Here is a 24,967-nt window from a genome sequence, read left to right as displayed (position 1 = left end):
TTTCCAATTTCGTCTGGCGCATCCGACCCTTGTGATCGGCCTTGCCTTGGTCCTCTATCGGCTGGGAGCGCTGGCACAGCCAGTGACAGTCTGATACAGTTTGGCAAAACTGTTATCGATACTGAGGCAATACAGATGAGCGAGACAGAGGCGGCGCAGGCGCGGGCTTCCGGCCGCGACAGGTCGAAAACGCGGGTTTCCCTGGTGATGGACACGATCCGGCAGCGGATCGCTGGCCGGGCGCTGACGCCGGGGGCAAAGCTGCCTTCGGTGCGCAATCTGGCCTCGACGCTGAAAGTGTCGGTGTCGACGGTGGTCGAGGCCTATGAGCGGCTGGTGGCGGAAGGTGCCATCCTGTCACGGCCGGGATCCGGCTTTTACGTCGCGCATCAGGCAGCGCCGTTTACACTTGCCGAAGCCGGGCCGAAACTTGATCGCGCCATCGATCCCTTGTGGATTTCCAGGCAATCGCTGGAGGCGATCGAGGACAATCCGAAGCCCGGCTGCGGCTGGCTTCCGCCCTCCTGGCTACCGGAAGAGAGCCTGCGCCGGGCCTTGCGCACGGTGTCGCGTGGCGATGGCGCCGTGCTTGCCGATTACGGCTCGCCGCTCGGCCTTCCGGCCCTTCGCCAGCTGATCTCCCGGCGTATGGCGGATCACGGCATCGAAGTCGCGCCGGACCAGATCATGCTGACGGAATCGGGCACGCAGGCGATCGACCTGATCTGCCGCTTTTTGCTGGAGCCTGGCGATACCGTACTGGTCGACGACCCCTGCTATTTCAACTTTCACGCCCTGTTGCGGGCGCATCGGGCGAAGATCGTCAGCGTGCCCTATACGCCCTGCGGCCCTGACATCGATGCCTTTGCCGCGGTCGTTGCCGAATATCGGCCGCGCCTGTACATCACCAATTCCGGCATTCACAACCCGACGGGCGCCCTCCTCTCGCCGGTCACTGCGCATCGGGTTCTGAAGATGGCCGAACAGTTCGACCTGACCATCATCGAAGACGACATCTTTGCGGATTTCGAACATGCGCCGGCGCCAAGGCTTGCCGCCTTTGACGGGCTGGACCGGGTCATCCACATCGGCAGCTTTTCGAAGACGCTGTCGGCCTCGGCCCGGTGCGGCTTTGTCGCGGCGCGCCCGGAATGGATCGAGGGCTTGGTGGATCTCAAGATCGCCACCTCCTTCGGTGGCGGACGGCTGACCTCGGAACTCACCTTGCAGGTGCTGAGCGACGGCAGCTATCGCAAACACATGGAGGGCTTGCGCGCCCGGCTGGCGCTGGCCATGCGCCAGGCCTCGACGCGGCTGCAATCGCTCGGCATCCGGCCGTGGATCGAGCCGCAGGCTGGCATGTTCCTGTGGTGCCAGCTGCCGGATGGCGCGGATGCGGCAAGCGTTGCGCTGGCCGCCCTCGAGCAGAAGGTGGTTCTCGCGCCTGGCAATGCCTTCAGCCTGTCGCAATCGGCCACCAGCTTCATGCGCTTCAATGTCTCCCAGACGCTGGACGACCGGGTGTTTGCGGTGCTGGCTGCGGTTTTGCACCCGCAAAGCTGACGGCTAACGGAGACGGGAGAAAGCCATCCGCGCGCGCCGTGTTCTGGAACGGCGATCGAGGCTGGCGGGCCAAGGGCTTTTGGCCTTATAGAGAGGCCAAACCGACAAGAGCGACGCGAACCCCTGCGGCGCTTTGAAGAAAGACAGATCGATGCGCACACTCTGGAAAAGCCCGGTGACCCTTCATGCCATTGGCGAAGACGGCGAGGATGTCGTGGTCGACACGACGCTCGGTGCCTCCTGGGCACTGATCGAGGACTGGCCGCTGGAAGAAGGCCCCGTGCTCGACAAGGCGCTTGCCGTCTGCGCTGCGGTCTCCAACGGCAAGGCGAAGGACGAGGATGCGCGCAAGGCGCTGATCGATGCGGCGATCGAGGCCGGGGTCAACTATACGGCTTGAGGGGTGTTCGCCCCAATCCCTGCGGCACCCGTTCCGCCTGCTCCTATCGCAGCTGTTCCTGTCACATCAGCCCCAGGGTGATGGCGGCCAGGACCAGGTAGCGGCCGAGCTTGGCGATGGTGACCAGCGCGAGGAAAACAGGAAAGGGCGTGCGCAGCACGCCTGCGATCATGGTGATGGGATCGCCGATGACGGGCATCCATGCCAGCAGCAGCGACCAGAGGCCATAGCGGCGATACCAGGCTTCGGCGCGGAGAAGGCTGTTTTCCGAGACCGGAAACCAGCGGCGGTGGCGAAAATGTTCGATGAAGCGGCCGATCAGCCAGTTGGCGACGGAGCCCAGAACATTGCCGAATGTGGCTACGGCCAGAAGCGCGAGGAGCGGCTGGCGCTCGGCGAGGATGAGGCCCACCAGCACAGCCTCTGACTGGGCGGGCAGAAGCGTCGCTGCGAAAAAGGCAGCGGCAAACAGGCCCGAATAGGTGGCAAGATCGGTCAACACCGCCGAGGTCTAGCGTGAAGCGCCGGGGGTGGCAATCGGGACCGGAGGCAGCTTGAGCCAGGCCAAGCGGATGCGAGCTGAGCGGGGCCAAGCCAAGGCGCGCCTAGACCCGTGACGGTCAGGCGAGGCTGAGCCAAGCCAAGGCGAGCCTCGCTCAGACCCTTGAAGTCTTGGCCAGGCGCTGCAAGCCAGGCCAAGCGCGAGCGATACCCCGACGCAAGACAGGAGGACCAGGCCGGGACCAATTCAAGGCACACCCGGGGCACACCCGGGGCACACCCGGGGCACACCCGGGGCACACCCCGTCACGCCTGGGGCACCGCCCAGTTTTAGCTTGCCCTCGCCGCACGTCGGAGGGGTTGCCTCGCCGTTATGGCTTGATGGTGGTGCCTTCGACACGGGCGCCGATTTCAAGACCCTTTGGGCCCTGATCGCGGACATGATGCGGCGTCGGGGTGGTGATCACGCCGTGGTCCGGATCATGCACGTCCTGGCCCTTGATGCCGCCGCTTGCGGTTCTGGACTCGTCCTGCGGATTGCGGGTGGCGCGCTCCTGGCCTGCTTCATCGATGAGCCGCTCGAGTTCCGCGTCGGACATGGCTGTCAGATCAAAGGGAATGGGCATATTGGTCTCCTTGGGAGAGGGATTGTGGGTTCCAGACCTCCAGAACGCGCGAAACGGACAATTGTGCCGGGGAAATCTGGGCGTGCCACTCCGGTTGGAAAGGTCAAGATCGGTCTGCATTGGTCAGGCTTGAACAATTGCCAAGGCAAAACGAACATGCTCTATGGGCGGAGAATCCCGGCCGGCGGGGGCTAATCGAGGGGAGCGGGTTCGTTGACGGGCTGGGGGCCAAACATCGTTCTGGGCTGGTTCCGAAAGCTGCAGATTGCCAGCATCGCACTGCCCATATTCGGCTGTCTGATCTGGGGGGCGATCTCCTACAGCGATCAGAACCAGGCGGCTGGCGAGCACGCACGCGACAATGTCGCTCTGGTGCGGCAATATCTGCAGCGCATCGTCGAGACCGAGCAACTCAAGCATCGTGCCGCCACCAGCCGCGCCGCCGGAGAGCCGGTCGAGTTCCTCCGTTCCGAGAGTTTTCATCGGTTTCTCGCCAGCATCGACGACCGCCAGCAGAAGGCCTATGGCGTCGCCATCATGACCGTCGACGGCGAAATGATCGCATCGAGTGTCACCTATCCGATCAACCAGCGGGTGCCGCAGCGCGATTATCTCGACGCGGTGCGAGATGGCAATCCGCTGTACATCGATCGCATCCGGCTGCAGCCGAATGGCGAGGATGCACTGATCGTCGCCACGCCTTTCGTGACACCCGGATTTCGCGGCGTGATCGTCTCGTCCATGCCGGCCGATGAGAGCCGCAGCTTCCTGCGGGATACCGCCGTTCGCAAGAACGAAGCCGCTTCTCTGATGCGCGATGACGGCAAGCTGCTGATCCGGCGCGAAATCGAGGACCCCTCCTGGATCCCGGAAACATCGCCCTCGCGCCGAAGCCTTGCCATGTCCGATCAGGGCCTGTTCACCACGGTGGCCGTGACCGACAAGATCGAGCGCATCTATGCCTATAGCCGGCTGGGCTCGCTCCCGCTTGTTGCCAATTTCGGCGTGCCGACGGCGCTTGTCTGGCAGGAGACGCTGAAGCGCGCCCTGCCCGTCTGGCTGCTGATGGTGGCGATCGGCGCCTTCAGCTTCATCATCGGCGGTTTTGCCCGGCGCAGCATTCTGACCCAGCTGATATCGGAGCGGCGCAAGCTGCAACTGGCCGAGGCCGAGCGGCTGGCCGAGCAGCGCGAGCAGCTGATGCGCGAGATGAACCATCGGGTGAAGAACAATCTATCGATGATCAACAGCCTGATCAGCATTCAGGCGCGCAAGGGCAGCCTCAACCCCCGGGACCTGCAGATGCGCGTCCAGGCTCTGGCCGAAGTGCATGACCTGCTCTACCAGTCGGATGATAATGAGCGGATCGATCTTGGCGACCTGTTGCGGCGCGCCTGCAATCCGGCGCTGCTGATCCCCGAGGATCGCGAGATCCGCTTCGAGGCCGATCTGCCCGACGGAATTCTTCTGTCTGCCGACCGCGCCTCGCCGCTTTCACTCGCCGCCCTTGAGCTCGTCACGAATGCGATCAAGCATGCCTTTACCGACAGGCACGCAGGCCTGATCCGGCTGACGCTGGCCCTGGAAACAGAGCCGAACGGAGACGAGACGGGCGTGCTCACGGTCTCTGACGATGGTGTTGGGTTTGCGGAGGCGACCACACGGCGTTCCGGCACGGCCATGGTCGATGCCTTTGCCCGGCAGGTGGGCGGCGAGATCCACCGCGACACCTCGGTGGGCACGACCTACACGATCCGCTTTCCGCTTTGAAACGCCAAAACGGGACGGAGGTCATCCGTCCCGTTTGATTTTTTAGGCCTCTGCCCCGTCACCGGCCTCGCCCATGGGCGATCACCTGATGCGCTCAGGCTGCGCGGTCACGATAGCCGGCGGTGACCTGACGGCTGACCGTCTTGAAGCGCGAGATCGAGCCGTAAAGTGTGCGGGCGGCTTCGGCCAGCGTGCTGGCGGCGGCATTGGCTTCCTCGACGGTTGCGGCACTCTGCTGCGTAACCTTGTCGAGCGAATTGATGGCGCTGTTGATCTCATTGATGCCGATGGCCTGTTCCCGGGCGGCGGTCGACATGGCCTCGACGTTGCCGTCTATATCCTTCACCTGGACGACGATCTGCTCCAAGGCCTGACCGGTCTTGTCCACGAGTGCTACGCCATGGCTGACCGCATTCGATGCCTTGGCGATCAACGCTTTGATTTCCTTGGCGGCATTGGCGGAGCGCTGGGCCAGTTCGCGCACTTCCTGGGCAACGACGGCAAAGCCCTTGCCGGCTTCCCCGGCGCGGGCCGCCTCGACACCGGCATTCAGCGCCAAGAGGTTGGTCTGGAAAGCGATTTCATCGATGACGCCGATGATGTTCTCGATTTCGCGCGACGACGTCTCGATTTCGCCCATGGCGGCAGTTGCCTGCCTGACGACAACGCCCGAAGCCTCGGCATCGCTGCGGGTTGCACTGACAATCTTCGTGGTGGCCGCCGTACGCTGTGACGTATCCCGCACAGTCGTGGTGATCTGTTCGAGGGCGGCTGCCGTTTCTTCAACCGTCGCTGCCTGACGCTCGCCCGACTGTGCAATCTGCGAGGAGATCTCGTTGATGACGGTTGCATTTTCCGCAAGCGACTGTGCGGCTTCCATGATTTCGCGCATGGAGTCGTTCAGGGCAAGGGCCGCACTGTTGAAATCCTGGCGCGTCGCTTCGAGCACGGGATCGACGGCCTCGGTGACCTGAACCGTCAAGTCGCCATCGGCCAGACGCTTGATCGCGCCGGCAATGGTGGTGACCGCCTTCATACGGCCGGTGATATCGGTTGCCACCTTGATGACGCGGTAGACCTGGCCGCGCGAGTTGACAATCGGTGTATAGGCCGCCTGGATCCAGACCTCGCGACCGCCTTTGCCATAGCGGACGAAATTGCTGACCGAGGGCTTGCCGCTGCGCAGGCTTTCCCAGAATTCGGGATAGGCCGAAGAGGCCACATAAGCCGGATCGCAGAACATCTGATGTTTTTTGCCGGCCACTTCATCGAGCGTATAGCCCATTGCCTTCAAGAAATTCGCGTTCGCGGTGACGATCGTGCCATCCGGCTCGAATTCGATAATCGCCTGCGATTCATCGATTGCCCGGATGCGGTTGGCATCATGAAGCGCAACAGTCTTTGTGGCAGTGATGTCGGAAGCGATCTTCAGGACGCGGACGACCCTGTCGCCATCGTAAACCGGATTGTAGCTGGCTTCGATCCAGACATCTGCGCCGGCCTTGCTTTGGCGGCGGAACTGGCCCTGCTTGTGCTTGCCAGCAGCGAGATCAGTCCAGAAGCGCGGATACTCCTCCGATTTGACGAACCCCTCTTCGCAGAAGATCCGGTGATGTTTCCCGACAATTTCTTCACGCGAGTAACCCAGCGCATTGCAGAAATTTGCATTGGCATCAAGGATCGTGCCATCCGGCTTGAACCAGATCAGCGCCTGGGTATTGGAGATCGCTGCCATGTCAGCAGCCAGCTTGTTCGCGTGGAGAAAGTTGGAAATGGCCATGAGCAAGGTCTTTCGCTTTGAATTGACCATACTCAAGCATGGATTGCGTTAATGTTCCCTTATATTGACCGCTTAAGCGTCAACGCAGATTTCATCCGAAGCCCTGCGTTGAACTATAAATGCGCGCCAGAAGAGCGAACCCAGAGTGGCCTGTCACAGCCACCTAAGCGTTCATTTTTAAACACTAATGCGCCTCTTGCCGCAAAATCTCAAAGGGTCATTTTGTCCCTTGGATGCGGGCTATCCTCATAGGCACCCCAGACCGACTGGTCGAAGTTGATCGTGGCGCCGGTCATCAGGCCACTTTCCGCCGACGAGAGATAGGCGCAGGCCCGCGCAACCTCGGCCGGATCGACCAGGCGACCGAAGGGTTGGCGGGCGGCGGCTTGCTGAAGCCAGTCCCCGGAGGCGCCGTGATATTCGCGCTGAATCCGGTCCTCGCCATCGCTCGACATCCATCCGATATTGAGGGCATTGCAGCGGATACGGTTCTTCAGCAGGCCGAAGGCGACATTGCGGGTCAGCGTATCGAGTGCGCCCTTGGAGGCGCAGTAGGCGGCGATGAAGGGCTGGCCGGCCATTGACGACATCGAGGAGATATTGACGATCGTGCCCTCGACGCCATCGCGCAGCATCAGCTTCACCGCATCCTGGATGAGGAAGAAGGGTGCCTTGGTGTTGACCGCAAAGATCTTGTCGAACAGCGCTTCATCCGTGTCGAGGATCGTGCCGCGATCGGTGAGCGCGGCGACATTGACCAACGCGTCAATGCGGCCGAAGGTCTGGTCGGCGGTCGCAATCACGGCGCGGCAATCTTCGACGCGGCCGAGATCCGCGGCGACGAAGGTGACCGGCGTGCCATAACGTTCGGTGATCTCCTTCGCCTTTGCCTCCCCCTTGTCGCGCCCGCGCCCGCAGATCACTAGGCCGCCGGCACCCCGTTCGGCAAAAAGCCTGGCCACTTCGGCGCCGAGCCCTTGCGTGCCGCCGGTGACGACGGCGATTTTTCCATCCAGCCTTCCCATGTCGCTCTTCATCCTCCCTGTCATGCCCCCCTCTTTCATGGCTTGCGCTTTGACGCCTGGGTATCCACGAGGCTTGCGAAGGCCTCAGGCTCCATCCCGGCCTCAAGCGCTTCGGCCATCATGGTGTTCTGCGTCTTCGGCGCAAGGCCGCCGACCGGGGGATCGCGATCCAGATTGGTTGGAAAGGCGTAACCTTCCGCCGTGGACGCGATCGCATTGGCGATCTCGGCTGGCGTGAGCGAAGCTGAGTTTCGCGCCGACAAGAGGGCCGGATAGACGGCCTTGCACATGGCGTCGCGATCCACCGTCTCCATGGCGCGGCCGAAGGCCGAGGAGACCTGCAAGAGGTTTGCCATGCGCCAGATATCGCTGGAGACATTGTTGCCGGCGCCATGCATCAGGGCCGGATTGAAGAAGACGGCATCGCCCTTTTCGAGCGGCAGCTGGACATGGTGGCTGGCGAAATGCGCCTGGAATTCCGGCCGGCCAAAGGCGAGATAGCCTTCGAAGAAGCTCTGCGAAAACGGCAGAAAGAGCGTCGGGCCGCTTTCCAGCGGCATGTCGCAATGGGCAACCGCCCCCTGCAGCGTGAGCACCGGCGAGATGGCATGGATATGACCCGGATAGGCCTGCATCTGATCTGGCGACATGAAGCCGAGGTGGTAATCGCGATGCGGGACCTGCGCCGTGCCGCCGGGGTTTACCCGGTTCATCTGCGCCGTCATCTGATAGCCCCGGCCGAGCCAGGCTTCAGATGCCATGGCGAGGGCTTCGGAGGCATAATAGCCAGCGAAATTCTCCGGGTCGGCGAGCGCGTGTTTCTGCAGCGAGTTCCAGATGCGGTCATTGGCGCCCGGCTTGGCGAAGTGATCGCCGGCGGCCTTGCCCGCTTCCTTCTCTGCCCTGACGATGGCGTTGAAGACATCCGTTGCGCGATCGACCACCGCAAGGTCGGCCATGGCGCGCTTGATGACGATGACGCCGGGGCCGGTTGCGAAGGCATCCACCCATTCGGCCATCAGCTCGCGGCGGCGTTCGGGATCGCGGGCAGCCGCGCGCACCGCCTCGCCGTCATAGATCAGCACGTTCTTCTCGACGCCACTGGCGAGCGGCCATTCGGCGAGATTGGTCTTTTGCGCCACGAGCGCCTTGAAGGCATCGATATTGCCGGCATCCTTGTCGAGCCAGACCTTCTGGCGGCGGCGGCTGGTCAGGGTTTGCGTGTCCATGGTCGTCCTCCCGTTTGTCTCTTCCGGGCTTGACCATAGCCAAGAGAGAGCGGAGACATGAGTGGGCAAACACCTCAAAAACACCTCAAGGTTTCGCCGATGCGCCCGCCCTTTCCGCTCAAGGACATTGCCCTGCAAGCCGGCCTCAGTCTCGCCACCGTCGACCGGGCGCTGCATGGGCGCGGGCATGTGGCAAGAGCGACGGGCTTGCGCATCGATGCGGCGATTGCGGAACTCGAGCGGCAATATGCCGAGGCACGGATCGGCGGGCGGCGGCTGGTGCTCGACGTGGTGATGGAGACGCCGCAGCGCTTTTCCAATGCCGTGCGCGCCGCCTTCGAGGCGGAGCTTCCCGGCATTCGGCCAGCGACGATCTCGGCGCGTTATCATGTCGCCGAGACGATCAGCGAGGCCGAATTGCTGGCGATCCTCAAGACCATTCGCAAACGGGGCAGCCATGGCGTGGTTCTGAAAGTGCCCTCGACCCCGGCCATGGCGGAGATGGCCGGGCAGCTGATGGAAGCCGGCATTCCGGTGGTGACGCTGGTGACCGACCTGCCCGCCCGCGCGCGCACCGGCTATGTCGGCATGGACAACCGGATCGCCGGAGCGACTGCCGCCTATCTTCTGGCGCGCATGGCAGGACCTTCGGCCGGCACGGTTTTGCTGACGCTGTCGAGCGCTCGGTTTTCCGGCGAGGAAGAGCGCGAACGCGGCTTTCGCGCCGCCCTGTCGAAGGACGCTCCACATCTGGCGGCGGTGACAATCTCGGAAGGTTTTGGCGTTGACCGGACGACGGGGGCTCTGGTGCGGGCAGCCCTCGCCGCGCATCCCGACATTCGCGCCGTCTATTCGATCGGCGGCGGCAACCGGGCGATCCTGAAAGCCTTTGCCGAGGAGAAGCGCCGCATCGACGTGCTTGCCGCCCACGACCTCGACAGCGACAACCGCGCCCTGCTTTTCGAGGGAAAGCTCACCTTCGTCATCCACCACGACCTGCGCCAGGACGCCCGCAGCGCCTGCCAGATGATGATGGTGCATCACCGCATGCTGCCGAGAGACTTCAGGATCGCAGCCTCAAGGGTGGCGATTGCCACGCCGCATGAGGGGGTGTGAGGGGGGCATTCAGTCGTCGCGGCGGATCATGCCGGAGATGGCGGCAGCGGCGATGGCGGTGACGACCCAGCCGAGGACGATGAAGATCTTTTGGGCGTAGAAGAGGCGCCAGCCCCAGTCGCCGCGTGCCGGAGACGGCGCCCAGGCATCGGTCTGGCCAAGATCGAGGACGGGGACAACGACGTCGAGGGCATAGGCGAAAGAGTAGAAGGTTTCGTAGTCCTTGCCGGGGGCATGGGCGTCCGTCCAGCCGGCGGCGGGGTTTTTCGAGGGGCCGTCGGCTATGGTTTTCCAGTCCTCAGATGTGAGGACGACGGCGGAATTAGGGGCGAAGTCGCCGGCGTTCCAGGTGGCTTGAGCCATCCCCATCATAACGGCGACCAAGCCGGCGAGCCACCAGAGGGAAAGCCAGGGCTTGTAGCCGTAGCCGGCGACAGCTTCGGCAGCCGCATCCCAGAGCCGTACGAGAATGCCTGTCTTTGCCGCCTTGCGCTGTTCCCTCTCCTTCTCGATCAGGATTTCCCGGGCCTCGTAGCGATGGCCGGTTTCGCGGTAGAACTTGGCCAGTTGCTGGTAGGGTTGGGGATGGAATTGGCCGCTGACGTTGGCACTCTTCTTGAGCCAGCGTTTGCGGAAGGTGAGATCGAGGGAACCGGCGAGTTTTTCATAGGTTAAACCAACCAGCCGGACATCCTTGGAGAGATTCCAACTGCCCGGATCGTCAACCAAGCCGCCGAACTCAGCCGCGTTGAGATCGATTGCGCCGACAACAGAACCCACTTTGCGCCAGAAGAATCCATCAGTAACACTTGCTCGTTGGCAGTTCAGCGCGCGACCACGGCCTCCATCGAGCTCAGCTCCTTCAAATGAAATAAAGCCAAGTTTTGCACCACGAAATGAAATTTCACCAATGCTATTGACGGCGTCCAGATACACTCCGCCTCTGACCGTTGCAGCCTGTAGATTGAGCGCAGTTTTCTCCAACGCAGAAAGAACACCTCGCCTTAACGAAATACTTCCCGTCACATTAACGCTGGCCATTGACAATCTACCAAAGCACTTCGCACCGTCGCCAAATACGTCACCCTTGATTGTGGCGCCCTCAATATCAAGCGCATCGCCATTCGCAGGTTCGTACAATTTAGCCATTTTGAACGAGAATTGTCCTCCAATATTCGCGCCGGAGAACGAGACTTCCCCCCTACTAATTAGCCCATCCAGGAATACACCGCTGCGGATGGATGCATCCTGGGCTGTGAAAGATTGCCGATCTTTGGTAGTCAATTCGGCGGACCTAAGGGAAAACTGTCCACCGATTGAGGCACCGGCAAATGAGATTTCACCACTACTAACCAATCGCTCAAGAGATACACCACCCTTGATGGTGGCCCCGTGGGCATCAAGTGCCGAAAGATTGCACCCATCTAGTTGCAAGAACTCAAAAGACGCCTGTCGTGCCGCGATAGGGGAGTTGAAAGCGCAGCAGTATAAATTCAGAGCAGACAATCGCTGCCCGAAGCGCAAATCTAGTTCGTCTGCAATGTAAGCGCCATGCAAGACAATGCCCCATTCATGTAACTGAAACCTGTCGCAACCACCAAATATGAGATAGCGCAAAAGTGGCGCTCGGATGGTTCGCTTTAAACTTGGGCCGCTCGGTAGGGTGCCATCACCTAGAATAGTTACTTTGCCGATTCTGCAGTTATCTATTAGCAACCTCTCGGTCTCACTGAGCGCGTCATCGCCTCGCAGCTTCTCGATATCGGCATAGGTTCGGATCAGCATGGTAACCCCAGCGGTTCAAGGTGATCGGGACACTAGCTGCGGGTTTCGCCGCCTGCAACCGTAGGGCGGCGGGGCGACTATGGCTCCCCCTCACCCGGCCTCCGCTTTGCTCGGCCACCCTCTCCCCAAGGGGAGAGGAGCCGTCGCCAGCGCTGCGGCAATTCCCAAACATGAAAAAAGCCGCCGGGTTGCCCCGACGGCTTTTGAAATCTGATCAGTCAGATGGATCAGACGAACTGGCTGAGGCCCGGAACGGAGGCGACAACCTCGTCCACCACGTCGGCGCCGGCGTATTCGCGGGCGACTGCGATGGTTTCCTTGGCGAGGGTGGAGATCTCGCCCATGCCGAGGCCCTGGGACATCAGCTGCTGGCCGAGACCCATGATGCCGCCGCCACCGATGGCGCTCATCAGGCCGCCGAGCAGGCCGCCGCCGCCGGAACCTTCGCCATTATGGGCAGCCACGAGGGCGGCCGCACCGGGGATCGATTCGATCATCTTGGCGACCGGGCCGTCGGCTGCTTCGCGCTGCAGGAAACCGAGCATCATGCCGAGTGCCTTTTCGGCTACATCAGGGGCGATGCCGACCTTGTCGGCGATACGGGTAACGAGTTCGCTCATCTGTTCAAATTCCTCCTGGTCGTGATTTTTTGACGTTAACGTCAACGTAATGGAAGTCGTCGCGGAACTCAAGTGGAGCGCCTCGCCCTCCCCCGAATTTCGCGCCCAAATCCGGCGATCAAAATTGAGACTTGAGCGACATCCGCTCAGGCCTTCCGGAGAACCGGGGAATCCGGCCGAACGTCACGCAACGGCATGTGCGACCGTTGTCGATGTTCCATACTATCCGTATAAGAGCAAGCTGAAGTGTTGATGACACCGCTTCGTTGGGGAACGCTCACGGAGCCTCTGGGAGACGCATGCGCATGCTGCAAGAAGGTTCGCTCTATCTCGGCACCAGCCGCAATCCGGACGACAGCCTGAACAAGGGCGAGTATCTGGCGCTGAAATACGGCAACCGCCACGGCCTTGTGACCGGGGCCACCGGCACCGGCAAGACGGTGACGCTGCAGGTTCTCGCCGAAAGCTTTTCGGAGGCCGGCGTGCCGGTGTTCGCCGCCGACATCAAGGGCGACTTGTCCGGCATTGCGGCCATGGGCGAGCCGAAGGACTGGATTACCCAGCGGGTGAGCCAGATCGGCTTTACCGATTATGCGCCCTCCGAATTTCCCGTGATCTTCTGGGATCTTTACGGCGAGAAAGGCCACCGGGTGCGCACCACGGTCGCCGAGATGGGGCCGCTTCTCTTGTCGCGGCTGATGAACGCCTCGGAAGCGCAGGAAGGCGCGCTCAACATCGCCTTCAAGATTGCCGATGAGGGCGGTTTGCCGCTGATGGATCTCAAGGATCTGCAGGCGCTGCTCACCTATATGGCCGAGCATGCGACAGAGCTTTCGAGCCAGTTCGGCCTCATCTCCAAGGCCTCGATTGCCACGCTGCAGCGCGGGCTTCTGGTGCTGGAACAGCAGGGCGCGGAGAATTTCTTCGGCGAGCCGGCCCTGAAAGTCACCGACATCATGCGCACCACGCATGACGGGCGCGGCGCGATCTCGATCCTGGCCGCCGACAAGCTGATGATGAACCCACGCCTCTACGCGACCTTCCTGCTGTGGCTTTTGTCCGAACTCTTCGAGGAACTGCCGGAGGTCGGCGATCTCGACAAGCCGAAGCTGGTCTTCTTCTTCGACGAGGCGCATCTGCTGTTCAACGACGCACCGAAAGTGCTGACCGAGCGGGTGGAACAGGTGGTGCGCCTGATCCGCTCCAAGGGCGTCGGCGTCTATTTCGTCACGCAGAACCCGCTCGACGTGCCGGAAACCGTGCTCGCCCAGCTGGGCAACCGGGTGCAGCACGCGCTGCGCGCCTATACGCCGCGCGAGCAGAAGGCGGTGAAGACGGCGGCCGATACTTTCCGGCCCAACCCGGCCTTCGACTGCGCCGATGCCATTACGCAGCTCGGGATCGGCGAAGCGCTGATTTCGACGCTCGAGGCCAAGGGCATTCCCTCCATGGTCGAACGCACCCTGATCCGGCCACCATCGGCCAAGGTCGGGCCGATCACCGATGCCGAGCGGCAGACGGTGATGAACCTCTCGCCGGTCGCCGGGCAATACGACATCGATCTCGATTCGGAATCGGCCTACGAGATCCTGTCGGCGCGTGCCAAGAAGGCGGCCGAAGCGGAAGCGGCCCGGCAGGCGGAAGCGGAAAAGCCGGCCGAGGACGACAGCGCCGCCGGCCGCTGGACGCTGCCGGGCTTTGGCGACGAGCCGAAGGAGGCCTCGACCGGCGGCACGACGAAGCGCAGCAGCGGCTATCAGCGCGAGACGGTGATCGAAGCGGCGATGAAGAGTGCCGCCCGTTCTGTTGCGACCTCCGTCGGTCGTGCGCTGGTGCGGGGCATTCTGGGCAGCCTCAGACGCTAGAGGCGACTGGCTCAGCGAATCGCGCATGCGGTGGCGGCAGAACCGTCGGCATCGCACATCAAAACCGCGACTTTCACCAGAGAGAGCAACCGGCGGACACATTGCCTCGCCAGATCACCGGCAGGGCAGGCTCTATCAGCAAAAACTTATGGGTAAAACCTCATCCAATCACGCAGATTTTGTTCATCTCTGGACAAGGGCTCTCGTGTTAGGTTGCCGCTGCGTGATAGAAGTTTTGCACGCATGTTGCGTCGCGTTGCGTCAGAAGGTGAAGCTTGAACAGTGACCTCGACAGTCTCGTACTGGTCAACAATGCGCGGCGCGCGTTGGACCGCGGCCGTTTCGAGCTGATCTATCAGCCGATCTACTCGGTCAACCAGCGGGAGGTCGCAACCGTCGAGACCTTGCTGCGCTGGCGCATGCGGCCCGGCCATCTGACAGCTGCGCAGGATTTTTCCGCTATCTTCGGCGATCGCCGCATGGCGCTGTCGATCCGCGATTTCGTGCTGGCCACGACGCTGCGGCAAGTGGCGCGCTGGCATGCAGACGGCCATGTGGTGCCGCGCATCAGCGTCAACACCACCGCTTACGATCTTTGTTCGACAGATTTTGCCTTCAACCTCGCCGCCATGGTGGCCGATTTTGGTCTGAAGCCGCAGATGCTGGAGATCGAGGTTGCCGAAAACGCCCTGCACGGGCCGGAACGGGGCCAGGTGGCCTTGGCGCTGGAAGGGCTGCACTATGCCGGCTTTTCGCTGGCACTGGACAATTTCGGCGCCGACCACGCCGCCTTGAAGGCACTCTGCCATCACCCCTTCAGCCGGTTGAAGATCGACCGGCAGCTGATCCGCAACGCACTGCGGAGCAAGATCGACCGGGCCATCGTGCGCAGCGTGATTTCGCTCGGCCACGATCTCGGCCTCACCGTGACCGCCTCGGGCGTGGAAAGCGAAGCGCATATGGAAGCCGCCGTTCGGCTCGGCTTCGACAGCGTCCAGGGCTTCTTCGTCTGTCGGCCGAAAGAGGCAGATCTGGTGCCCCGGGTCTGCCATGTGCTGAATCTGCAGGGACAGGCCGGCTAAACGCCTCCCCGTCCCCTCCCCATTTGGCGACGCGGGGCCGGCCATGTTATGGCGCATGCATGACAGTCCTTATCTATATGGCCGCAGCTCTTGCCGAGATTTCCGGATGCTTTGCCTTCTGGGCATGGCTAAAGCTGGATCGCTCCGTCGTCTGGGCCCTGCCCGGTCTTGCCGCGCTCGGGCTGTTCGCCTGGCTTTTGACATTGGTGCCGGCGGATGCGGCGGGTCGCGCCTTTGCGGCCTATGGCGGCGTCTACATTGCCGCATCACTGATCTGGCTGTGGCTCGTCGAAGGGCAAAGGCCCGACCGCTTCGACCTTGCCGGCGCTCTCGTCTGCCTTGCGGGTGCGGCGATCATTCTTCTGCCGCAGCGCGGCTGAGCGACCGGCGATAGCCCGCCCCTCAAAAGGCAGGATGCCGGCTTGCGGAATTTCCGTATACACATAAACTATGATCATCGTCTGGGATGAGCCGAAGCGGCTGGCCAATATCGATAAACACGGGCTTGATTTTGCCGCGCTGTCGCTGGAATTCTTTGAGCGCGCCCTCATTCGCCCCGCCAAAGGCCATCGATTGCAGGCGATCGGACAGCTTGCTGACGGCACTATTGTCGTCATTTTCGTGAGGCTCGGCCTTGAGGGTCTTTCGGTGATATCCATGCGACCGGCCAATCCTGCCGAAAGGAGGGAATTGCGATGAAGAAGACCAAGCCAGTATCCGATGGTTTCCGTGAAGGGCGAGGCTATACGCGTGCCGATTGGGACGAGGTGTCCGACAACCCTGAACTCACCGAAGAGGAGATCGCGGACTTGCGCCCCTTCCGTGAGGTGTTTCCCGATCTTGCCACCGCCATCGACCGCAAGCTGGCCGGGCGGCCGAAATCTGAGACCCCGAAACAGGCGATCAGCATAAGGCTCGATGCCGAGGTCATTGCCCGGTTCAAGGCGAGTGGCGAAGGCTGGCAATCGCGGATGAACGAGGCGCTGCGCAAGGCGGTGGGCTTGTGAGGGCCGTTGCGCGTCCGGCATCCACCCCCTCTTTCGACAAGGGGGATCTATGCAGGACGAGCTTGTGATTGCCCGCGAGCCGCCGCGCCAGACGGGCGTCATCCGGCTGCTTGAGCGGTCAAATGCTTATGCGGCCTCGCTCTATCCAAGCGAAAGCAACCACATGGTTTCGCTCGACGAGTTGGAAGAGGCTGATGCCTCCTTCTTCGTCGCGCGCTCTGGCGAGGCAATCCTTGGCTGTGCTGCCCTTGTCGGGCATGCCGACGGCAGCGGCGAGATTAAGCGGATGTTCGTGGATGAGGCCGCTCGTGGGATTAAGCTGGGCGGACAATTGCTCCAGACACTCGAAGACGAAGCGGTGCGGCGAGGCCTCTTGATCCTCCGGCTGGAAACCGGGATCCGCCAGCCGGAGGCCATCGGCCTCTATCGCAAGGCGGGCTATGCCGAGATCCCGGCTTTCGGCAACTACAAACCCGACCCGCTCAGCCTCTTCATGGAAAAGCAGTTGCGGGGCTGATCCACCCGCAAGACATCACCAACTGCTCCACCCCTCCACCAGCATCAGGGCTGCCACCGCCATCAGCAGCCAACCGGCGGCGCGGCCGATCCAGATTGTGATCTGAGGCTTGGAGACCAGGGCATCCCTGCCCTTGGCGGCGGCAAAGGCCAGTCCGCCATAGATCAGGGCTTGCAGCAGCAAAGTGAGTGCGCCCATCAACAGCGCCTGGCGCCAGAAGGGGCCGTATTCGGGGCGCATGAATTGCGGGTAGACGGCGAGGATGAAAGCCCAAGCTTTCGGGTTGAGGAGGCAGGTGATGAGGCCTTGGGTGAAGATGCGGGTCGTGCGGTGCAGCTTGGAGGCCTCGATGCCGTCGATGACGATGGCGCTTTTGGCCAGCGTATAGCCGATCCAGAGCATGTAGCCAGCACCGATGACCAGCATGGGGGCGGCAAGCTGCGGAACGAGGGTCGACAAGGCCGTGACGGCGACGGTGCCGAAGAGCGTGTGGAAGGCGCCGCCGAGCATGATGCCGGAGGTGGCGGCCATGCCGGCGCGGCGGCCGCCGGTCAGCCCATTGGCGACCACGAAGATCATGTCCATGCCGGGCACAACGATGATGCCAGCGAGCAGAAGCGTAAAAAGCCAGAGGTTTTCGGCATAGCTCATGTCAGTATGTTCTCCTCAGATGCTGAAATCTGCAGCGGGCAATCAGCTGTTTTCAATGAGTTGCGGATGCTTTACACAAGGGCTCCTGACAGAGTTGTGTCAGGAGCGATGGGGATCATCCATGCGCAAGGCGTCCCGGCTGTTCGAGATCATCCAAATTTTGCGGCTGGCTGCCCACCCGATAACGGCGCTTGAGATCTCGAAAAAGTTGGAAGTGAGCGAGCGGTCGATCTACCGCGATATCGCCGCCCTTCAGGGCATGCGCGTGCCGATCGAGGGCGAGCGCGGCATCGGCTATATTCTGCGCCCCGGCTTTCACCTGCCGCCGCTGATGTTTACGCCGGAGGAGACGGAGGCCATCGTGCTGGGCATGGCGCTGACCAAGCGCACGGCAGACCGCGAGCTGCGCGAGGCATCTGCCCGCGTGCTCGACAAGATCGCAGCCGCCCTGCCCGCCCCGCTCAAGGAGGCGATCGTCTCGCGCGCGCTCTATGCCTGGGGCCGCGTGGCGGAACCGCCAGAGGCCATCGACTTTTCGATGATCCGCCGCGCCATCCGCGACGAGGAGAAGCTCGAGATCGACTATGTGAGCGAGAAGGGCGAGGCGACGACGCGGCAGATCCGGCCGATTGCGGTGATCTATTATGCCGAGACCGCCGTGATCGTCGGCTGGTGCGAATTGCGCGACGGCATCCGCAATTTCCGGGCCGACCGCGTGAGCGCCTGCCGGGCAACGGGCAAACATTTTCGTCGGGAGGGCGACCGGTTACGCAAGCTCTGGGTGGCGGGGTGGGATAGGTCCGGGCAGAGCGCGGGAAGTGCCTGAACGAAGCTTCAGCAGTCTGGCCCGAGATTCCCGTTATCGGGTGGCGGCGCGGTCTGCCTGGCTCAAGCCGTCATAACCCCAATCGGTCGAGGGAAGCTCATGCACCACGACATAGGTTGCGGCATGGAGCTCCGGCCATTCGGCGCGCAGGAGCGTCATGGCGTTTTGCAGAAACACCCTCTTTTCCTCAAGGGAGTTTGTCCCTGCTGTGACGAAAACCTCGAGATGAGCGGCCGCATCCGGCTGCTCGCCGCCGATTGACCAGCGGCTTGATGGCGTGGCCTCGATCAGAACCGAAGTGAGGTCGTGGCGCTTGGTTAGGTCTCGGGCGATGAGCTCGGTCAGGGCCTGGGCGAGATGGTCTTCGCGGTCGGGGCGGTGCGGGCGGTAGGTCAGGCGGGCAAAGGGCATTGTTTTTCTCCATCGGGACGTGACGGAGGCAGGATAATCGCGTTAAACTGAAGCGATATCGCGCTTATACGAGGTCTGACTTGAGGAAAGCTCATGATTGTCGATTTGCCGTCCCCCCTGCTGCGCAGCTTCGTGGCCGTTGCCGATTGCGGATCGCTGGCGGCGGCGGCTGCACGGGTGAACCGCAGCGAATCGGCGCTCAGCCTGCAGATGCAGCGGCTGGAAGACATTATTGGGCAGCCGCTGTTCGACAGGGATGGCAGGGCGCTTAAGCTCAACGGCACGGGGAGTTGGCTGCTTGCACATAGCCGGGCGATCCTGGCGCGGATCGATGCGGCGAGGGCGGAACTGGCGGCGGTCTCACGCCCACCGCTGCGGCTTGGCGTTGTGCAGGATTTTGTCGCGCTAGTCTTGAGGCCGGTGCTGGAAGATCTCCGAAAAGCAGACAGCGCTGCCCAGTTTTCCATCGTCATCGGCAGCACCAGCGAATTGCTGCAGGCGATGAGCGAGGACCGGATCGATACGGCGGTCTGCGTCAGTGAATTGGGAAGCGTCGGCAGCGGGGGCACGATCTTGCCGATGGCCTGGTTCGGGGAAAGACACCTGCTTGACGATGAGGTGGTGCCGCTGGTCAGCATCACGCCGCCCTGCCCGTTTCTTGCCGCGGCCACCCGTGCGCTTGATGCGGCGGGACGGCCATGGCGGCTGTCGCTGGTGACGCCGAGCCTTGATGGGGTAAAGGCTTCCGTTGCAGCCGGTCTTGGCATTGCCTGCCGGACAGAGGTCGGCATGGGGCTGCGCCCCCTCATCGACGGCGGATTGCCGGATCTTGGCGAGATCCGCTATGCGGTGATGGAAAAACGGCCCGGAAAATCCGGGCCGTCTGACGCGGCCCTCAGCATGGCCGCACATCTTTCGTCGCTTGGTCAAAGCTGAAGGCTCAGGCAACCACCGCCATGCGCCGGGCCTCGCGGAAGGATACGAGGCGGCCGCGAGCCTCATCCCAGAGAACCAGCTTCACGCAGGCGAAGCTTTCCTTTAGCGTGATGCGGCTGATGGTCTTCAGCTCCGGGTGATCGCGCAGGACTTCCGGCAGACGGTAGAAGGGGATCTTGCTCGACAGGTGATGCACATGGTGGACGCCGATATGGCCGGTCAGCCAGCGCAGGCCCCAGGGCAGATCGTAGTGGGAGGCGCCGTGGAGCGCTGCATGCTGGAACTGCCATTCCGGCGGCGCCGACCAATGCGTATCCTCAAACTGGTGCTGGACATAGAAGAGCCAGATACCGGCGGCACCGGCGAGGAGCACGATGGGCAGATGGACGGCGAGGAAGCCGCCAAGGCCGACGGCCCAGATCATCACGGCGGCAAAAACCAGCATGCCGAGATTGGTCGCCATGGTCGAGACCCAGGGGAGAGCGCCGTCCTTCATCATGCCGATCGGCAGGCGCTGCTTCAGCAGGAACACCCAGGCAGGGCCAATAACAAAGAGCACGACCGGATTGCGATAGAGGCGATAGCCGATGCGGCCGAGACGCGAAAGGGCCTGATATTCGGCGACCGTCAGCGTGGTGATGTCACCGACGCCGCGCTCTTCGAGATTGCCGGCAGTGGCGTGATGTTCGGCATGCGCCCGGCGCCAGTAATCATACGGGGTGAAGGTGAGAACGCCGAGCACGCGGCCCGTCCAGTCATCCACCGAGCGGCGAGCGAAGAAGGCGCCATGGCCGCAATCATGCTGGATGATGAACAGGCGCAGCAGGAAGGCTGCCGCCGGAATTGTCAGCGCCAGACCCGGCCAGAAGGCGAAGTGCCAGCTTGCCCAGGCGCCGGCCCAAAGCAGGATGAAGGGCACGATCGTGACCGCAAGTTCGAAGCTCGAGCGCTTGAGATCAGGCTTGCGATAGGCGTTGACGATCTTCAGCCAGGCCTTGGCATCCGGCGTTTCGTCTTCAAGCGGTGCATCGGGGCGGTAGTCGAGGGCGGCGCTCATCGGGCAGCTCCACTGGTTTGGGAGGGGATGAGCGGCACCACACATGCGCCGGCGGAATTGGATGCGAGGGCGGCGCAAGACGCAGGGCTTCCAAGGGAGAGGCCCTCAGCAATAGTCATGGTCGGCTGGCTTTCGTGGTGGGAGAAATCGTCCCGGGCCCATGGGGCATCAGGTGCCCTCCCCTAGCAGATCACAAGGCGCTTGTCGCCATGGAACTCCGCAAAGGCACAGGCTGCGACGTTTTCGCCTGCGGTGGCTTACCCCGGCAGGCGCTTGTTCTGACTTGCAAAACGCCCCGGCCTGAACAGGCGCGGGGCGTCTCGATTGTCACTTCGAGCGGAAATTCAGCCGACGAGCGGCCTCTCGCGCCTTACTTGGCGGGCTTGATCGTTGCCAGGATCTTGCCGACTTCCGGCATGTTGGCAGCTTCGGATTCCTTCGAGGCCCAGTAGGTGACGATGGCGACGTGTTCCGGCGACAGCGTGATGAAGCCGACGCCGATCGAGACCGGGCCGTCCTTGTCCGTGCCGCTCCAGTCGAGCGTTTCGAAGGGCATGCCGTTCAGCGTGTCCTTGGTTTCCTTCTGGCTAGCTGGATCCGGCACCACGCCATTTTCTTCGAGGAAAGCGAAGACCTGGGTCATGATGGCATCCATATCGCCTTCGCCGCCGACATCGAAGGAGATGTAGGTGCCGCCATCGGCAGAGGTGCCCTCGACGCCGTAGTCGGTTTCGGACGGCTGCCAGCTGTCAGGGATATCGACCGTTGCGATCGGCGCATCCGGCGGGAAAGAGAAGTTGGCAGCGAAAGATGTAGAGGTGGCAGCGAGCAGGAGAGCGACGCCAGCGAGAAGCGATTTCATCGGAGGTAACCCATAACGTGCGTGAGTGTATCAGACCCGGCGACCCCTTGCCGCCCGGCACCGCGCCTTCTTATCAATTCAGACAGGGTCGTGCTGGACTGTTTTTGGTTCAACGCCCAAGGAAAGGCCCTTAGCCGTCGGATTCTACAATCCAGGACTGTAGACAGAATCATAGGGCATGAGCAAAAAACGGTCGCATACCTCATCCATTCGGATGATTATCGTTCCGCAGGCCCTTATTTTCCGGGGGTAGAGGCCATTGTTTTCGCAAAATCGAAAGCTGCAGCCTTGCCAATCCCTAGCCTCTTCATTATGTTGCGCCCATCGAAGATTGCGAGCGACTTTGCCTAAGCGCCTCTGGCGTACGACAGATTTCCTTCAACGACGATACACGGCCGGTCGAATGTCTCGCCGGCAAGCCCAACGATTGAAAGGAAATCGTTATGAACACAGGCACCGTAAAGTGGTTCAACAGCACCAAGGGTTTTGGCTTCATTCAGCCGGATGAAGGCTCTGCCGACGTTTTCGTTCACATCTCGGCCGTTCAGCGCGCCGGCATGCGTGACCTCGTCGAAGGCCAGAAGATCGCCTACGACATCGTCCAGGACAAGCGTTCGGGCAAGAGCTCGGCCGACAACCTGCGCGCCGCTTGATATCTGTCTCTCGCCCGACGACGGCACATGTGCTTTCGCGACGGGCTGAGTGATTTGGGAAGGTCGGGCCTTGCCCGGCCTTTTTCATTTGTCCCGACTCGTTCGGGAGTTTCGCCGGGTGCGGCGCGGTTTCTTCGCATCCACCCTCTCCGCAACAGCACATCATGGGTCCGGCCCGTTCAAGGCTGACACCCGAAAGGAGACGACTTGCAAGTACTCGTCCGCGACAACAATGTCGACCAGGCCCTCCGGGTCCTCAAGAAGAAGATGCAGCGCGAAGGCCTGTTTCGCGAAATGAAGGCCCGCAGCGCCTTTGAAAAGCCTTCCGAAAAGCGCGTACGCGAAAAGGCTGAAGCCGTTCGCCGTCATCGCAAGCTGGCGCGCAAGAAGATGCAGCGCGAAGGCCTGCTGCCGGCACCGAAGCGCGCCGTGCGCCCCGCGCGCTGAACCGCCCGCTCAGAGAGTTTTCGTCCGCGTTTCGGCGCGGACGTCTCCTGCGGGGAAACCCGCATTGACAAGCCCCGTCCGGGAAAGCGCATATCATGACCGACACAGACGACATGACTGCCGAACCCGCATCCGAGACGCCGGCACCGGTGAAGACACCCAAGGTTTCGCCGCAGGAACGCGCTGCCGCGACCGATGCCATTGCCCGCGAAACCATCGAATCCGAAGCTAAGGCCCGCATTCGCAAGACCGAAGCCCTGAAGGCGCTCCGGCTGGAACGCGAATTGCTGGAAGCGCAGGACGCCCCTGCCCCGAAGAAGAAGCGCGCGACCAAGGCGAAGACCGCCTGAGGCGATAGAATGCGCCTGTCCCTGGCCCTATCGGGCGCTCGGCCCCCATTCCCCCCCATCATGACCGATAACGCAGCGTGATTGATCGTTGAGACGAAGAGCGAACCGCCGGCTTGCGCTTGATGCAACATCAACGCAGTGCAGGACGGATGCCGACTCTCAACTCCGCGGGCAGCGCCTTTCTGCGTGACTGAACGCCGCGTCCCGGCTTAGCGGGATTGAGCCGTCAGATTGAAGTAGGCACCCTGCGGGTCCTGGCAGGCGGCGATCCAGGCGCCGCCGGGGACCGGGTGGGGCTCCATCAGGACCTGGCCGCCCAGCGCCTTCACCTTGTCGGCGGCGGCATCGATTGCCGGGACGACGAAGTAATAGGCCCAATGGGTCATGGGTATGGGCATGTCCGGCTGTCTGGTCATCATGCCGCCAATGGCTTGATTGCCGCATTTGAAGGTCTGGTAGATGCCCATGGCGTCCATATCGACCGCCATGTCCTTTTCCCAGCCAAAGCGCGCTGCGTAGAAATCCCAGACGGCCGCCCAGTCACCGGCCATCAGCTCGTTCCAGCCAACCGTGCCGGGGCTGCCGGGATCGGGCCATGTGGCCGATTGCCTGTCTTCCTTGTCCGGGGCCATGATGCAGACAATCGCGCCCTGGGGATCGGCCACCACGGCGAAACGGGCGACGCCTGGGATATCGGCGGGGGGACGGCAGATCACGCCACCTTCCGCCTCAAAATCCCACGCCATCGCATCGACATCATCAACCTCGATATAGCCTGTCCAGTGGGGCCGGACACCCCATCCTTTCATCTCGTCGGTCAGCCCCATGATGCCGGCCACGCCAAAGGGAAACCCCGGCACAGCCATGGTGGTGTAAGTGTAATGGCCCATGTTGATCGGGCTCGGCTCCCAGCCGAGCAGCGTGGCGTAAAATGCCTTGGCCGCAGATGTGTCCGGCGTGATGAGTTCATGCCAGATGAAAGCGCCGCGCATGCAAAACTCTCCGTTTAAAATCAACCAACAGGCATTGATATCAAGCGTCAGTGCCGGCCACCGACCGGAAGGGTGGCAAATACCCTCCCGGTCCATGCATGGTTCGGAAAGGCGTCAGCGGGCCGGAGCTGTCAGATTGAAGTAAGCGCCCTGCGGGTCCTGGCAGGCGGCAATCCAGGAGCCGCCGGGGACCTGATGCGGGTCCATCAGAACCTGACCGCCGAGTTTTTTCACCTGCTCCGCCGCGGCATCAATGGCGGGCACGATGAAATAGAAGCCCCAATAGGGCATGGGGATTTGGGGAGGTTTGGTCATCATGCCACCAAGGCCGCGATCGCCGAGCTTGAAGGTCTGGTAGATGCCCATGGCATCCATATCGACGGCCATATCCTTTTCCCAGCCGAAACGGGCGGCGTAAAAATCCCAGGCTTCCTGCCAATTGCCCGACATCAGCTCGTTCCAGCCGACTGTGCCCGGGCTGCCCGGGGTGGGCCAGGTGCCGGTTCCGCCATCCGGCATTTTCGGCGCCATGATGGAGAGCACCGCGCCATGCGGATCCGCGACCACGGCAAAGCGGCCAATGCCGGGAATGTCTTCCGGCGCGCGATGGATGGCGCCACCATTCTCGGCAAACTCGGCGGCGGTCTTGTCGACATCATCGACCTGGACATAGCCCGTCCAGCCTGGAGGAATGCCCTGGTCCGCCATCTCCCTGGAGAGTTCCATCATGCCGGTCACACCAGAGGGAAAGCCGGGCACGGCAAAGGTTGTGTAGGTGAAGCCCGGACCGTCCATATCCGTCGGCTCCCAGCCCAGAAGCGCGCCGTAAAAGCTTTTGGCGGCAGCGGGGTCAGGCGTCATCAATTCATGCCAGAGAAATGTGCCATGCATGGAAA

General features: G+C 62.2%; 28 protein-coding genes. 15 read left to right on the top strand and 13 right to left on the bottom strand.

Annotation, left to right across the window (positions count from 1 at the left end; all coding sequences use genetic code 11):
- Nucleotides 1-135: 135 nt before the first annotated feature.
- The gene (locus tag IP76_RS03500; RefSeq protein WP_054156775.1) at nucleotides 136-1,563 is read left to right on the top strand and encodes a PLP-dependent aminotransferase family protein; all 1,428 of its coding nucleotides are present in this window, start codon (nucleotides 136-138) and stop codon (nucleotides 1,561-1,563) included.
- Between the two features lie 151 nt (nucleotides 1,564-1,714).
- Nucleotides 1,715-1,963, top strand: coding sequence for a DUF982 domain-containing protein (locus IP76_RS03495; protein WP_054156774.1), 249 nt, complete (start codon nucleotides 1,715-1,717; stop codon nucleotides 1,961-1,963).
- A gap of 61 nt (nucleotides 1,964-2,024) precedes the next feature.
- Here IP76_RS03495 and IP76_RS03490 read toward each other — a convergent pair whose 3' ends face one another.
- Together IP76_RS03490 and IP76_RS03485 are read right to left on the bottom strand one after the other, a co-directional pair.
- Nucleotides 2,025-2,462, bottom strand: a complete 438-nt coding sequence (locus IP76_RS03490; RefSeq protein ID WP_054156773.1) for a YqaA family protein — start codon at nucleotides 2,460-2,462, stop codon at nucleotides 2,025-2,027.
- 373 nt (nucleotides 2,463-2,835) lie between these two features.
- The gene (locus tag IP76_RS03485) at nucleotides 2,836-3,090 is read right to left on the bottom strand and encodes a hypothetical protein (RefSeq protein WP_054156772.1); all 255 of its coding nucleotides are present in this window, start codon (nucleotides 3,088-3,090) and stop codon (nucleotides 2,836-2,838) included.
- 213 nt (nucleotides 3,091-3,303) lie between these two features.
- Here IP76_RS03485 and IP76_RS03480 point away from each other — a divergent pair, with 213 nt between their 5' ends.
- Nucleotides 3,304-4,860: a sensor histidine kinase gene (locus IP76_RS03480; RefSeq protein ID WP_054156771.1), complete on the top strand. Its 1,557-nt coding sequence runs from the start codon at nucleotides 3,304-3,306 to the stop codon at nucleotides 4,858-4,860.
- 94 nt (nucleotides 4,861-4,954) lie between these two features.
- Here the strand turns inward: IP76_RS03480 and IP76_RS03475 are convergent, their stop codons facing one another.
- The 3 genes from IP76_RS03475 to IP76_RS03465 form a co-directional block, all read right to left on the bottom strand.
- The gene (locus tag IP76_RS03475) at nucleotides 4,955-6,640 is read right to left on the bottom strand and encodes a PAS domain-containing methyl-accepting chemotaxis protein (RefSeq protein ID WP_054156825.1); all 1,686 of its coding nucleotides are present in this window, start codon (nucleotides 6,638-6,640) and stop codon (nucleotides 4,955-4,957) included.
- Nucleotides 6,641-6,849: 209 nt separating this feature from the next.
- Nucleotides 6,850-7,677 carry an SDR family oxidoreductase gene (locus tag IP76_RS03470; protein WP_054156770.1) on the bottom strand — a complete coding sequence of 276 codons (828 nt, stop codon included), beginning with the start codon at nucleotides 7,675-7,677 and terminating at the stop codon, nucleotides 6,850-6,852.
- 23 nt (nucleotides 7,678-7,700) lie between these two features.
- Nucleotides 7,701-8,894 carry a phytanoyl-CoA dioxygenase family protein gene (locus tag IP76_RS03465; protein ID WP_054156769.1) on the bottom strand — a complete coding sequence of 398 codons (1,194 nt, stop codon included), beginning with the start codon at nucleotides 8,892-8,894 and terminating at the stop codon, nucleotides 7,701-7,703.
- Between the two features lie 99 nt (nucleotides 8,895-8,993).
- Between IP76_RS03465 and IP76_RS03460 the strand changes: the two genes are divergently transcribed.
- The gene (locus IP76_RS03460; RefSeq protein WP_054156768.1) at nucleotides 8,994-10,010 is read left to right on the top strand and encodes a LacI family DNA-binding transcriptional regulator; all 1,017 of its coding nucleotides are present in this window, start codon (nucleotides 8,994-8,996) and stop codon (nucleotides 10,008-10,010) included.
- 9 nt (nucleotides 10,011-10,019) lie between these two features.
- Here the strand turns inward: IP76_RS03460 and IP76_RS23050 are convergent, their stop codons facing one another.
- Together IP76_RS23050 and IP76_RS03450 are read right to left on the bottom strand one after the other, a co-directional pair.
- On the bottom strand, nucleotides 10,020-11,795 hold the full coding sequence (locus IP76_RS23050; RefSeq protein ID WP_156318457.1) for a hypothetical protein: 1,776 nt from the start codon (nucleotides 11,793-11,795) through the stop codon (nucleotides 10,020-10,022).
- Nucleotides 11,796-12,022: 227 nt separating this feature from the next.
- Nucleotides 12,023-12,415, bottom strand: a complete 393-nt coding sequence (locus tag IP76_RS03450) for a hypothetical protein (RefSeq protein WP_054156766.1) — start codon at nucleotides 12,413-12,415, stop codon at nucleotides 12,023-12,025.
- Nucleotides 12,416-12,720: 305 nt separating this feature from the next.
- Between IP76_RS03450 and IP76_RS03445 the strand changes: the two genes are divergently transcribed.
- From IP76_RS03445 to IP76_RS03420, 6 genes are all read left to right on the top strand, one after another.
- Entirely contained in the window at nucleotides 12,721-14,280 is a 1,560-nt protein-coding gene (locus tag IP76_RS03445) for a helicase HerA-like C-terminal domain-containing protein (protein WP_054156824.1), read from the top strand.
- A 275-nt stretch (nucleotides 14,281-14,555) separates the two neighbouring features.
- The gene (locus IP76_RS03440) at nucleotides 14,556-15,362 is read left to right on the top strand and encodes an EAL domain-containing protein (RefSeq protein WP_054156765.1); all 807 of its coding nucleotides are present in this window, start codon (nucleotides 14,556-14,558) and stop codon (nucleotides 15,360-15,362) included.
- A 59-nt stretch (nucleotides 15,363-15,421) separates the two neighbouring features.
- The gene (locus IP76_RS03435) at nucleotides 15,422-15,742 is read left to right on the top strand and encodes a YnfA family protein (RefSeq protein ID WP_054156764.1); all 321 of its coding nucleotides are present in this window, start codon (nucleotides 15,422-15,424) and stop codon (nucleotides 15,740-15,742) included.
- A 70-nt stretch (nucleotides 15,743-15,812) separates the two neighbouring features.
- Entirely contained in the window at nucleotides 15,813-16,061 is a 249-nt protein-coding gene (locus IP76_RS03430) for a BrnT family toxin (RefSeq protein ID WP_054156763.1), read from the top strand.
- A complete protein-coding gene (locus IP76_RS03425; protein WP_054156762.1) occupies nucleotides 16,058-16,369 on the top strand; it encodes a BrnA antitoxin family protein in 312 nt (103 codons plus the stop codon). Before IP76_RS03430 ends, IP76_RS03425 begins: the two co-directional genes overlap by 4 nt.
- Nucleotides 16,370-16,418: 49 nt before the next feature.
- Nucleotides 16,419-16,886 carry a GNAT family N-acetyltransferase gene (locus tag IP76_RS03420; protein ID WP_054156761.1) on the top strand — a complete coding sequence of 156 codons (468 nt, stop codon included), beginning with the start codon at nucleotides 16,419-16,421 and terminating at the stop codon, nucleotides 16,884-16,886.
- Between the two features lie 15 nt (nucleotides 16,887-16,901).
- On the opposite strand, the gene IP76_RS03415 is transcribed toward IP76_RS03420, so the two are convergent.
- Nucleotides 16,902-17,537 carry a LysE family translocator gene (locus tag IP76_RS03415; protein WP_054156760.1) on the bottom strand — a complete coding sequence of 212 codons (636 nt, stop codon included), beginning with the start codon at nucleotides 17,535-17,537 and terminating at the stop codon, nucleotides 16,902-16,904.
- A 121-nt stretch (nucleotides 17,538-17,658) separates the two neighbouring features.
- Here IP76_RS03415 and IP76_RS03410 point away from each other — a divergent pair, with 121 nt between their 5' ends.
- Nucleotides 17,659-18,363 carry a YafY family protein gene (locus tag IP76_RS03410; RefSeq protein WP_054156759.1) on the top strand — a complete coding sequence of 235 codons (705 nt, stop codon included), beginning with the start codon at nucleotides 17,659-17,661 and terminating at the stop codon, nucleotides 18,361-18,363.
- Between the two features lie 33 nt (nucleotides 18,364-18,396).
- On the opposite strand, the gene IP76_RS03405 is transcribed toward IP76_RS03410, so the two are convergent.
- Nucleotides 18,397-18,774 carry a hypothetical protein gene (locus IP76_RS03405; protein WP_054156758.1) on the bottom strand — a complete coding sequence of 126 codons (378 nt, stop codon included), beginning with the start codon at nucleotides 18,772-18,774 and terminating at the stop codon, nucleotides 18,397-18,399.
- A 93-nt stretch (nucleotides 18,775-18,867) separates the two neighbouring features.
- On the opposite strand from IP76_RS03405, the gene IP76_RS03400 reads away from it, so the two are divergent.
- Nucleotides 18,868-19,710 carry a LysR family transcriptional regulator gene (locus IP76_RS03400; RefSeq protein ID WP_054156757.1) on the top strand — a complete coding sequence of 281 codons (843 nt, stop codon included), beginning with the start codon at nucleotides 18,868-18,870 and terminating at the stop codon, nucleotides 19,708-19,710.
- A gap of 4 nt (nucleotides 19,711-19,714) precedes the next feature.
- Here IP76_RS03400 and IP76_RS03395 read toward each other — a convergent pair whose 3' ends face one another.
- Both IP76_RS03395 and IP76_RS03390 read right to left on the bottom strand, forming a co-directional pair.
- Nucleotides 19,715-20,767, bottom strand: coding sequence for a fatty acid desaturase (locus tag IP76_RS03395; protein ID WP_054156756.1), 1,053 nt, complete (start codon nucleotides 20,765-20,767; stop codon nucleotides 19,715-19,717).
- 370 nt (nucleotides 20,768-21,137) lie between these two features.
- Nucleotides 21,138-21,629, bottom strand: a complete 492-nt coding sequence (locus tag IP76_RS03390; RefSeq protein ID WP_054156755.1) for a hypothetical protein — start codon at nucleotides 21,627-21,629, stop codon at nucleotides 21,138-21,140.
- Between the two features lie 443 nt (nucleotides 21,630-22,072).
- On the opposite strand from IP76_RS03390, the gene IP76_RS03385 reads away from it, so the two are divergent.
- The 3 genes from IP76_RS03385 to IP76_RS03375 all read left to right on the top strand — a co-directional run bounded on the left by IP76_RS03385 (nucleotide 22,073) and on the right by IP76_RS03375 (nucleotide 23,079).
- Entirely contained in the window at nucleotides 22,073-22,282 is a 210-nt protein-coding gene (locus tag IP76_RS03385; protein WP_054156754.1) for a cold-shock protein, read from the top strand.
- A 207-nt stretch (nucleotides 22,283-22,489) separates the two neighbouring features.
- The gene (gene rpsU, locus IP76_RS03380) at nucleotides 22,490-22,729 is read left to right on the top strand and encodes a 30S ribosomal protein S21 (RefSeq protein ID WP_054156753.1); all 240 of its coding nucleotides are present in this window, start codon (nucleotides 22,490-22,492) and stop codon (nucleotides 22,727-22,729) included.
- 95 nt (nucleotides 22,730-22,824) lie between these two features.
- Nucleotides 22,825-23,079 carry a hypothetical protein gene (locus IP76_RS03375; protein WP_306765458.1) on the top strand — a complete coding sequence of 85 codons (255 nt, stop codon included), beginning with the start codon at nucleotides 22,825-22,827 and terminating at the stop codon, nucleotides 23,077-23,079.
- 209 nt (nucleotides 23,080-23,288) lie between these two features.
- On the opposite strand, the gene IP76_RS03370 is transcribed toward IP76_RS03375, so the two are convergent.
- On the bottom strand, nucleotides 23,289-24,071 hold the full coding sequence (locus IP76_RS03370) for a VOC family protein (RefSeq protein WP_054156752.1): 783 nt from the start codon (nucleotides 24,069-24,071) through the stop codon (nucleotides 23,289-23,291).
- Between the two features lie 114 nt (nucleotides 24,072-24,185).
- The gene (locus tag IP76_RS03365; protein WP_054156751.1) at nucleotides 24,186-24,962 is read right to left on the bottom strand and encodes a VOC family protein; all 777 of its coding nucleotides are present in this window, start codon (nucleotides 24,960-24,962) and stop codon (nucleotides 24,186-24,188) included.
- Between the last annotated feature and the right edge of the window lie 5 nt (nucleotides 24,963-24,967).

The organism is Rhizobium sp. AAP43 (assembly GCF_001296045.1).
Lineage (GTDB): Bacteria > Pseudomonadota > Alphaproteobacteria > Rhizobiales > Rhizobiaceae > Allorhizobium.
This window is presented reverse-complemented; position numbering and strand designations above follow the sequence as displayed.

Coding starts and splice junctions, on each gene's coding strand:
- IP76_RS03500 (WP_054156775.1), top strand. CDS start 136: ATGAGCGAGACAGAGGCGGCGCAGGCGCGGGCTTCCGGCCGCGACAGG.
- IP76_RS03495 (WP_054156774.1), top strand. CDS start 1,715: ATGCGCACACTCTGGAAAAGCCCGGTGACCCTTCATGCCATTGGCGAA.
- IP76_RS03485 (WP_054156772.1), bottom strand. CDS start 3,090: ATGCCCATTCCCTTTGATCTGACAGCCATGTCCGACGCGGAACTCGAG.
- IP76_RS03475 (WP_054156825.1), bottom strand. CDS start 6,640: ATGGCCATTTCCAACTTTCTCCACGCGAACAAGCTGGCTGCTGACATG.
- IP76_RS03470 (WP_054156770.1), bottom strand. CDS start 7,677: ATGAAGAGCGACATGGGAAGGCTGGATGGAAAAATCGCCGTCGTCACC.
- IP76_RS03465 (WP_054156769.1), bottom strand. CDS start 8,894: ATGGACACGCAAACCCTGACCAGCCGCCGCCGCCAGAAGGTCTGGCTC.
- IP76_RS03460 (WP_054156768.1), top strand. CDS start 8,994: ATGCGCCCGCCCTTTCCGCTCAAGGACATTGCCCTGCAAGCCGGCCTC.
- IP76_RS23050 (WP_156318457.1), bottom strand. CDS start 11,795: ATGCTGATCCGAACCTATGCCGATATCGAGAAGCTGCGAGGCGATGAC.
- IP76_RS03450 (WP_054156766.1), bottom strand. CDS start 12,415: ATGAGCGAACTCGTTACCCGTATCGCCGACAAGGTCGGCATCGCCCCT.
- IP76_RS03445 (WP_054156824.1), top strand. CDS start 12,721: ATGCTGCAAGAAGGTTCGCTCTATCTCGGCACCAGCCGCAATCCGGAC.
- IP76_RS03435 (WP_054156764.1), top strand. CDS start 15,422: ATGACAGTCCTTATCTATATGGCCGCAGCTCTTGCCGAGATTTCCGGA.
- IP76_RS03430 (WP_054156763.1), top strand. CDS start 15,813: ATGATCATCGTCTGGGATGAGCCGAAGCGGCTGGCCAATATCGATAAA.
- IP76_RS03425 (WP_054156762.1), top strand. CDS start 16,058: ATGAAGAAGACCAAGCCAGTATCCGATGGTTTCCGTGAAGGGCGAGGC.
- IP76_RS03420 (WP_054156761.1), top strand. CDS start 16,419: ATGCAGGACGAGCTTGTGATTGCCCGCGAGCCGCCGCGCCAGACGGGC.
- IP76_RS03415 (WP_054156760.1), bottom strand. CDS start 17,537: ATGAGCTATGCCGAAAACCTCTGGCTTTTTACGCTTCTGCTCGCTGGC.
- IP76_RS03410 (WP_054156759.1), top strand. CDS start 17,659: ATGCGCAAGGCGTCCCGGCTGTTCGAGATCATCCAAATTTTGCGGCTG.
- IP76_RS03405 (WP_054156758.1), bottom strand. CDS start 18,774: ATGCCCTTTGCCCGCCTGACCTACCGCCCGCACCGCCCCGACCGCGAA.
- IP76_RS03400 (WP_054156757.1), top strand. CDS start 18,868: ATGATTGTCGATTTGCCGTCCCCCCTGCTGCGCAGCTTCGTGGCCGTT.
- IP76_RS03395 (WP_054156756.1), bottom strand. CDS start 20,767: ATGAGCGCCGCCCTCGACTACCGCCCCGATGCACCGCTTGAAGACGAA.
- IP76_RS03390 (WP_054156755.1), bottom strand. CDS start 21,629: ATGAAATCGCTTCTCGCTGGCGTCGCTCTCCTGCTCGCTGCCACCTCT.
- IP76_RS03385 (WP_054156754.1), top strand. CDS start 22,073: ATGAACACAGGCACCGTAAAGTGGTTCAACAGCACCAAGGGTTTTGGC.
- IP76_RS03375 (WP_306765458.1), top strand. CDS start 22,825: ATGACCGACACAGACGACATGACTGCCGAACCCGCATCCGAGACGCCG.
- IP76_RS03370 (WP_054156752.1), bottom strand. CDS start 24,071: ATGCGCGGCGCTTTCATCTGGCATGAACTCATCACGCCGGACACATCT.
- IP76_RS03365 (WP_054156751.1), bottom strand. CDS start 24,962: ATGCATGGCACATTTCTCTGGCATGAATTGATGACGCCTGACCCCGCT.